Raw genomic sequence first — 8,734 nt, 5'->3', positions numbered from 1 at the left:
GATGACGCTGGGCACCGGCGGCGTGCTGGTGGAACTTCTGCGCGACAGCGTGACGCTGATGCTGCCGGCGACGCGCGACGACATCGAGGCGGCATTGCGTGGGCTGAAGCTCTATCCTCTCCTCGAGGGCTATCGCGGCCGGCCGAAGGCCGACGTCAACGCCGCCATCGACGCCATCTCCGGCATTGCCGACTTCGTGCAGAAGAACGAAGGCGAGATCGAGGAACTCGACATCAACCCGCTCATCGTCTGCGCCGAAGGCAAGGGCGCATGGATCGCGGACGCCCTCTTGGTGCTTGGAGAAAAGAAGAATGGCTGACGTCATCACCACCCGCCGCGAAGGCGCGATCCTCGAGGTCACGCTCGACCGGCCGAAGGCCAACGCCATCGACCTCAAGACATCGCGGCTGATGGGCGAGACCTTCAAGGCGTTCCGCGACGATCCGGAGCTGCGCGTCGCCATCGTCAAGACGGCCGGCGACAAGTTCTTCAGCGCCGGCTGGGACCTGAAGGCGGCGGCAGCCGGCGATGCGGTCGACGGCGACTATGGCGTCGGCGGCTTCGCCGGGCTGCAGGAACTGCGCGACCTCAACAAGCCGGTGATCGCCTGCGTCAACGGCATGGCGGTGGGCGGCGGTTTCGAGCTGGCGCTGTCCTGTGACCTCATCTACGCCTCGGACCATTCCTCCTTCGCGCTGCCCGAGATCCGCGCCGGCACGCTTGCCGACGCCGCGACCATCAAGCTGCCGAAGCGCATTCCCTACCACATCGCCATGGACCTCCTGTTCACCGGCCGCTGGATGGATGTCGCCGAAGCGCATCGCTGGGGCCTGGTCAACGAGGTGCTGCCCAAGGACAAGCTGGAAGAGCGCGTCTGGGAGATCGCAAGGCTTTTGGCCAGCGGTCCGCCGCTGGTCTTCGCCTCGATCAAGGAGACGGCGCGCGTGGCCGAGGCGCTGACCTTCCAGGACGCCATGAACAAGGTGACAAGGAGGCAACTGCCGACGGTCGATATCCTCTACGGGTCGGAAGACAATATTGAAGGCTTCCGGGCGTTCGCCGAGAAGCGCGATCCGGTGTGGAAGGGACGATAACGTCGGAGATAACGGCGTCATCCATCATGACCGACTACAGAACCCTCATCGACGCGGAAACGTGGGCCTTTATCGAGAAGACCAACTCCTATTATCCGCCGGACACGATCGACTACACGATCGAAGAGCAGCGGGCGATCTACGACCGGATGTGCCGGGAGTTCTTTGCCGGCTACCCCCAAGGCGTGACGGCGGAGACGACTGTCGTTGCCGCGCCGACCAACAGCATCTCGATCCGCGTCTACCGCAACGCCGTTCCGAACAAGGCCGCGATGGTGCTCTATATCCATGGCGGCGGCTTCATCCTTGGCGGGCTGGACAGCCATGACGATGTCTGCGCCGAGCTTTGCGCCCGCACCGGCTTCGATGTGGTCTCGCTCGATTACCGGCTGGCGCCGGAGCATCTGCACCCGGCGGCCTTCGACGACGCCATGGACGCCTTCGAATGGGCCGCCAAGACCTATGACTGCCCGGTCCTGCTCTGCGGCGACAGCGCCGGCGGCAATCTCTGCGCGGCGGTTGCGCATGCGACGCGCGGCCATGCCAAGAAGCCGGCCGGCCAGGTGCTGATCTATCCCGGCCTCGGCGGCGACCACTCGAAGGGCTCTTACGTTACGCATGCCGAGGCGCCGATGCTGACCTTGCGCGACCTCGACTTCTACAAGCATGTCCGCACTGGCGGCGTCGACTTGACCGGCGACATCACGCTCTACCCGCTCGCCGACGCCGATTTCGCAAACCTGCCGCCGACCGTGCTGATCACCGCGCAATGCGACCCGCTGTCATCCGACGGCGAAGCCTATCGCGACCGCATCGTCGCGGCTGGCGGGCACGCCTTCTGGTTCGAGGAGCCGGGGCTGGTGCATGGATACCTCAGGGCCCGGCACATGGTGGGCCGGGCGCGGACCAGCTTCACCCGCATCGTCGAGGCGGTTTCGGCGCTCGGGCGCGGCGACTGGATCTGGTGACATCCCAGGGCGCTTTCCGCTCCGCTATCCTGACATGACCCTTCCCCCGCCGGCGGGCGACTGACGGCCAGGCGCCGCGATGGTGCGGCCCGGAAAGGAAAGCCGCCATGACAAAAAACCCAGAGACTTCGCGGTCTCCGGGAACAGCGGGAGTCCGGCGCGATCACCGCCTTCGGGATGGGGTCGACGCGCTAGGCTTCCGGCTGATTCCGTTGACCCTGCCCGGCAGCCGGCGTATCGTCGCAAAGAGGAAAACAGACAATTCGATCGGGGAAGAACGTGCCGCAACGCCGCGCCTTGCCCTGGTTGGCGCGGCAAGAACGGACGTTTCTCCCAGCGGCTTCGGGGGGAGTTCAATGTCTGGCGTTCGCGGCTCGTTCCTGCGTTCCCGTGGCGGCCGTTTGCGCCGCGCAATCGCGACAGGCAGCGGAATTCTCGCTTTGGCGCTGTCCGCCGGCTTGTGGCTCGGCGGCGCGGCGAAGGCGCAGGAGATCATCTATCCCGGATCGATGGCGGTCACCGGCTTTCCGGGCACCATCATTCCCGATTTCGACCCTCCCGATTCCGAAAAGGGGGGTCTGCCGCCCGGCGTCGACCCGGTCGACGAGACCTTCATCGACACGTCGCGCGCATCCTTGCGCATTTTCAACGTCTCGCATCTCGGGGGACCGGCTTCCGGCCAGCTTGTCTTCACGCCGCCGCCCTTCGAGGTGACGGCCGGCCAGATCGGCGAGGTGTTCGGCCTCGCCTATGACGATGGCGTGCGCGACGGCGTGCCGTCGGGCGTTCCCAACCTCTATGCGGCCGCGACCTCGCTGCACGGCGTCGAGATCGTCACCTCGGACGCGGACAGTGATGGAAGGCCGGAACGGCAGCGCCGCGGCGCCGCGGGCGCGGTCTTCATGGATGGCCAGTTCGGTACCGAGAATGGAGGCGGCCCGGGCACGATCTGGAAGATCGACGGCATCACGGGTGCCGTCTCCAAATTCGCCGACATCGACACCAACAGCGGGCCAGGCATCGGCAACCTCGCCTTCGATCCGACCCATCGCGATTTCTTCGCTTCGGATCTCGACACGGGGCTCATTCAGCGCATCGATATCGAGGGCAATCCGATCGACAGCTTCGACCATGGCATCGCCGGGCGCCCGGCGCATGGGTTGGCCCCGGTCGCCGACGACGGCGTCCCAATGGACATCCAGGGCGCGGCCTTCGACGCCGAAGACCCCGCGACCTGGGGTTACACGCAGGATGCGCGCCGGGTCTGGGCCGTCTCCTATCATGGCGGCCGGCTCTACTATTCCGTCGGCGAGAAGGCCGAAATCTGGTCGGTCGGCATTGCGAGCGACGGAAGCTTCGCAGGCGATCCGCGCTGGGAGCTGACGGTCAAGGCGGACCAGGATTATGCGGTCACCGACATCGCCTTCGACAACAAGGGCTTCATGTATCTCGCCCAGCGCGGCCCGATCGAAAATCGCTATGATTACAGCCGCTTCGCCTCCTCCGGCAAAGGCGAGCTGATCCGCTACTGGCGCGAGGACCCGGACGATCCGGCGACGGAATCGGCCTGGGTCGAGGTTCCATCGGAATATGCGATCGGCTTCCCGCAGGGCAATCGCCAGTCGGCCGGCGGCGTCGACCTGCAATATCGCTATGATGCCGAAGGCAATCTCGACACGTCCGTCTGCACCGACACCGTCGTCAACACCGGCGACAAATTGCGCGACAATCCGGAGCTTGCCGAGCGGCTCGCCGCCGGCGGGCCGCTTGCCGTGCATGGCGTGCAGCTGACCCCGAGCGGGCTGGTCAAGCCGGCCAACGTGCCGCCCTTCGGCTCCTGGTTCGTCGATTTCGACGGCTATTTCGAGGACCCGGACGTGCAAGGCCATGTCGGCGACGTCAGGGTCTGGCGTCCTTGCGAGGGCCGCGCCGGCTATTACGAGGAAATCCCCGGCGGCTATCTGCCTCCGTTCTATCCGCCCGACTTCCCGCCGCCCGGCAACCTGCCGCCCTGCGTCGATGTTGAGGACGTGCATTACTACTGCACGCCGCGCGGGCTGCGGGCCGAACTCACTCTCCATGACCACGCCGGCTTCGGCGGCGATTCCATCAAGGCGCAGTCCAGGACGCCCGGCGTCGGGGTGACCACCCCCATGTCGCATGTCCCGGGCAAGCCCTACACGGTCGACATCACCGGCCATGATCCGGGCGATACCGTCAATGTCGGGCTCTGCTTCTACCGCAAGTCCGACCAGGACAAGGGCGGCTACTACCCTTGCTGCAAGATGACACTGCCGCTCAGAACGCCAGCCGTCGACTGCGAAGTGCCGAGGAGGGAAAGATGAGCGATCTCGCCCACTCCCGCTTCGCCTCGCGCGAAACCGTCTTGGAAACGATCATGAAGCCCCTGTCATATGCCAGGCGCGGCGCGCGCTGGCTGATGGCGGCCGGTATCGCGGTCGCCATGATGCCGGCTCTGCCGGCTGTCGCCCAGGACCAGGCTCCGGCCACGACCAGCCAGGCCGCCAATCCGGCGTCACGCGGCATCAACGCGGAACTTGCGCGGATCGTGCCGTTCTTCACCAAGAAAGGCGGCCAGAGAAGCTGCGATACGGTCGAATATGTCCTGAGCTTCGGCATCCATGGCGACCCGCAGGATTTCGACCGGCCAAGCGTGGCGGCCTTGCTCAAGGCGACAAGGCTCGATTTCAGGGACCAGCTGCCGCACGGCCTGCAGATCGTCAGCGTCAATGTCGCCGGCGACGGCACCAGCGCCTCCGGCGGACCGCTGCCGGCTGCTTCGATCAGCACGTCGGCGGGTCCGAACGACACGGCGAGCGTCTCCAATTTCCGCATCAGCGCTGCCAACCTCGATGGCGCGGGTGCTGCGAACGAACGCGTCATCACCTTCCGGATCACCGCCAAGATAGACCATGCGGCCTTCCCCGCACCGGCAACGGTCGACAACCAGGGAGAGATCAAGGTTTCGCTGCGAGGCGGGCCGGCAACGACCATCCCCTCGCAGGATCCGGACAAGCTAGACGACGGCGATTTCCTCACCGGGGTGAAAACCTCGATCAGGATCGACCTGACCAAATGCAACCCGCCGCCTCCGCCTCCCGGCAAGGAATGCTTCAAGGTCGAGCGCGGCACTGTCGATTGCGTGCCCCGCGGCGGCGCCTTCGTCTACCACATGCCGGTCGGACCGGAGATGGGCGGCAAATGGGTGCAGGTGGCGACGACCACGCCCGGCATCAGCATCGTTCCCGACACGCAGAAAGTGCCGGTCGGCGGCGGCGTGCTGAACTGGAAGATCATCGGCGCCTCGCCCGGCGAGACCATCCACCTCATCGTCACCGGCATCGAGACCTATGCCGGGCCGAAGGCGGGCTGGGGGCTCTGCTGCACGCAGGTCATCGACATCGTCATCCCGCGTGATCTGAGATGCCCGCCGAAGGACAAGGAGCCGGACCTCAAGGTCGAGAAGCATGCCGACGTGCCGCGCTGCACGATGGCCGGCGGCTGCGACTTCACCATCACCGTCACCAATGTCGGCGACGCGCCCTATAACGGCAAGATCGTGCTCGACGAGGTGACGTTGCCGGCAGGCTCGGTGCTGACTTCAGGGCCGAATGCGCCCTGGGTCTGCGTGCCCGGCACGACGCCGATGACCTGCACCTATCCGGTAACGACGCTCAACCCCGGCGCCGCGGTCAACCTCAAGCTCGGTTTCAAGCCGGCGGGCGGCTGGCAGGGCGGCGCGTTGCGCAACTGCGCCGCCTATGACTACCAGGCCAGCGGCAAGCCGCTGTTCGGCAGCCAGCAGAACGACCGCGGCTGCGCTTCGATCCCGATCTGCAGCCGTGGCGATCGCGATCCGCAGTGCAATCCGCCGGTCGAGAAGAAGGTCGACCTGATCCTGAAGAAGCGCGCCCGCACCCCGGTCTGCACGCCGGACGGCGTTTGCTCTTTCGTGATCGACATCATCAACAACGGCACCGGCACCTATAACGGGCCGCTGACGGTGATCGACACCTATCCGGGCGGCGCGCCGACCTCGTCGACCTTCGGGCCGAGCCTGCCATGGGCTTGCGGACCGAACGGGCCTGGACAGTTCCGCTGCGACAATGCCGGCATCGCGCTACCTCCGGGCGCCTCGACGCCGATCGTCGTCAAGGCGGTGATGCCGGCAAACTACCGGCCGGACACGGTCGAGAACTGCGCCGAGGTGAAAGGCATTCCCGGCGAGGTCGACCTCGCCAATAACAAGGCCTGCGCGACCGAGCGCATCCGCCATCCGAATGGCGGTCAGCCCGGCCTGCGCATCACCAAGACATGCGGCGGCTCGCTGGCCGGTGCCGCGGCTGTTTCCTGCCGGATCACCGTCACTAATGCCGGCAGCGCGGCCCCAACTGGCCCGGTGCGGGTCAGCGATGCCGCCACGCTGGTGTCGGGCGGAGCGCCTGTCCAGATTCAAACCGTCACCCCTGACGGTGCGGACTGGGCTTGCGGTCCGGTGCCTGCAAACACGCTGTCGTGTCAGATTCCCGGCGCCGTGATGACGCCCGGAACCAGCCGGCACTTGGACGTGACGGTGAGCGGCAATGGCGCGTTCGAGAACTGCGCGCGTGGCAGTTTTGGGCCGGCGCCGGGCGACGACATCGTCTACCCGATCGGTCAGCCCTGCGCGAAGGGCGGCGGCGCCTCCACCATCCGCGTCGAGAAGACCGGCGATGCCGAATGCCAGCCGGGAGAACCATGCTCGTTCGAGATCACCATCACGAATGACGGGCCGAACCCCTTCTCGGGTCCAGTCCGCATCGGCGATGCGATCGGCGTGGAGGGTCTCGGCCGGCTGGAAGACGTTCCGATCACGTCGATCGACCCACCCTTCGGCTGTTCGCCGGAGCCGACGACGCTGCCGGCATCCTGCATCGCCAATCTGACGCTGGGCGCCGGCGAAAGCCACAGCCACCACGTCACCGTGATCCTTCCCGAGGATGGGCGTCTTGCCGCTCTGCAGGGCACGGTCAGCGGACAGAACTGCGTCGGCGTGCTTCCTCCGAACACGCCGGTGCAAGGCGGCGGCGACGTGCTGTCGCGCGACCTGACCACCAACCAGGGCGATCGCGGCAAGGCTTATGCGTGCCATCCCTTCACCACCCGGCACGAAGTGAAGAACCAGTGCTTGTATGGACTGGTGATGAACTCGGCCGGCCGTTGCGTCTGCCCGCGCGGCACCGATCTGGAGAACGGCAAATGCGTGCGGAGCGACATACCGGAAGAGTCGCAGTGCACGCTGCGTCCCGGCCAATACCGCGACGAGAACGGCAACTGCGTGTGCCGCCGCGGCGAGCTGGTCAACGGCGTTTGCCAGGTCGCTCCACCGAAGTGCACGATCCGTGGCGCGGTGCCGACATCGAACGGCTGCACCTGCCCGGACGGGACGCATCTCGACCGCGCGGCCAAGGCTTGCGTGCCTGACCGGCAGCCGCCTGCCCAGTGCCGCATCCGCGGCCAGGTGCGCAACGCCGATGGCGATTGCGTCTGCCCGAAGGGGACGGCGCTGAAGGGCAAGGCTTGCACGCCGATCAGGAAGCCGCAGACGTGCTCGATCCGCGGCCAGGTCCTCAACAAGCGCGGCGCCTGCGTGTGTCCGCGCGGCACCGAGGTGATAGAAGGCAGATGCGGCACGTTCGAAGACGCTGAATGCGCTCCGGGCTCGCAGATGATCGACGGCATTTGCCAGCCGATTATCAGGCGGCGCTGCCCGGTCGGCACGACCGGACGGTATCCGGATTGCTTCCCGATCCGCCGGCAGCCGGGCCTGGGGATCAATCCGAACCTGCTGCTCAACCCAAACATCCTGCAGCAGCTGGTGCCGCAGCGACAGCCGCGGCGTGTGCTGCAGGACCCGGCGGGCGCCAACATCCAGAACTTCAAGCCGTAAACCAGGCGGCTGAAGACCAAGACCCGCCGGAGCGATCCGGCGGGTCTTTCTTGTCCCGCGCTTCCCCTTTCGGCATCTTCCTCCTGTTAGCCGCATTTCCGCAACTCCAAGTGATTCCACTTGGGCGCAAAATGCTCTAGGCAATCCGAGATTTGCATCCGCAACAGAGGCCGCACCATGAGCAAGAAGACCCTGATCGCACCGTCGGTGCTGGCATCGGATTTTTCGAAGCTGGGTGATGAGGTCGAGGCCGTCGCGGCGGCCGGCGCCGACTGGATCCATCTCGACGTGATGGACGGCCATTTCGTGCCCAACATCACCTTCGGCCCGCCGGTGATCAAGGCGATCCGCAACCGCACCAAGGCCTTTTTCGACTGCCATCTGATGATCGCGCCGGCCGATCCTTACCTGGCGGCTTTCGCCGAGGCCGGCTGCGACGGCATGACGGTGCATGCCGAGGCCGGGCCGCATCTCGACCGCTCGCTGCAGACCATCAAGAGCCTCGGCAAGAAAGCCGGCGTTTCGCTGAACCCGGCGACGCCGGAGACGGCGATCGAATATGTGCTCGACCGGCTCGACCTGATCCTGATCATGACCGTCAATCCGGGGTTCGGCGGGCAGGCCTTCATCCCGGCGATCGTCGACAAGGTGAGGCGGGTGAAGGCGCTGATCGGCAGCCGGCCGATCCATATCGAGATCGACGGCGGCGTCTCGGCCGAGAC

At 66.1% G+C, this 8,734-nt stretch carries 6 protein-coding genes; all 6 read left to right on the top strand.

Going from position 1 to position 8,734, the window contains the following annotated elements:
* On the top strand, window positions 1-319 hold a 319-nt coding region (locus tag EOA24_RS18415), incomplete at its 5' end, for an acetate--CoA ligase family protein (RefSeq protein WP_189353995.1).
* Window positions 312-1,094 (top strand): carnitinyl-CoA dehydratase, encoded by a 783-nt coding sequence (locus tag EOA24_RS18410; RefSeq protein ID WP_126079946.1) that lies wholly within the window; start codon window positions 312-314, stop codon window positions 1,092-1,094. The genes EOA24_RS18415 and EOA24_RS18410, both read left to right, overlap by 8 nt.
* Before the next feature lie 26 nt (window positions 1,095-1,120).
* Entirely contained in the window at window positions 1,121-2,062 is a 942-nt protein-coding gene (locus tag EOA24_RS18405) for an alpha/beta hydrolase (protein ID WP_127409967.1), read from the top strand.
* A 356-nt stretch (window positions 2,063-2,418) separates the two neighbouring features.
* Window positions 2,419-4,407: a hypothetical protein gene (locus EOA24_RS18400; RefSeq protein ID WP_126079947.1), complete on the top strand. Its 1,989-nt coding sequence runs from the start codon at window positions 2,419-2,421 to the stop codon at window positions 4,405-4,407.
* Window positions 4,404-8,012, top strand: a complete 3,609-nt coding sequence (locus EOA24_RS18395; protein ID WP_127409966.1) for a hypothetical protein — start codon at window positions 4,404-4,406, stop codon at window positions 8,010-8,012. The genes EOA24_RS18400 and EOA24_RS18395 overlap by 4 nt, the downstream gene beginning before the upstream one ends.
* A gap of 177 nt (window positions 8,013-8,189) precedes the next feature.
* A partial coding sequence (rpe, locus tag EOA24_RS18390; RefSeq protein WP_127409965.1) for a ribulose-phosphate 3-epimerase occupies window positions 8,190-8,734 on the top strand: 545 nt, incomplete at its 3' end.

The organism is Mesorhizobium sp. M2A.F.Ca.ET.039.01.1.1, from assembly GCF_003998035.1.
Taxonomy (GTDB): domain Bacteria; phylum Pseudomonadota; class Alphaproteobacteria; order Rhizobiales; family Rhizobiaceae; genus Mesorhizobium.
This window is presented reverse-complemented; position numbering and strand designations above follow the sequence as displayed.